Genomic DNA, 234 nt, shown 5'->3' with positions numbered 1-234 from the left:
CGTCGCCTGACGAATCAGCGGTATCAGCGCCGCACGATTGGCAACCCGCATCTTGTTGGCAGAGAAACGTGGATCGTCCGCCCACTGCGGCTGCCCAGCCACCTCGGCGAACTTGCGAAACTGGCTGTCATTACCCACCGTCAGGATGAAATCACCAAAACGGTTGGGCAATGCGCACCCGAATAACGTGCCTTATCAGGATTTTCCTACCGCTGATGGTGATTTCATCCTGAC

General features: G+C 56.4%; 1 protein-coding gene. It reads right to left on the bottom strand.

Annotated elements, in window-relative coordinates; genetic code table 11:
- Positions 1 to 102, bottom strand: a 102-nt coding sequence (locus tag AC0L2O_RS37590) for a hypothetical protein (RefSeq protein WP_473373295.1), incomplete at its 3' end; no start/stop codon positions are given.
- Positions 103 to 234 lie beyond the last annotated feature (132 nt).

It is taken from the genome of Bradyrhizobium sp. Kon10 (assembly GCF_055807395.1).
Note: the sequence above shows the minus strand (reverse complement) of the source record. Positions and strands in the feature narration are given on the sequence as shown.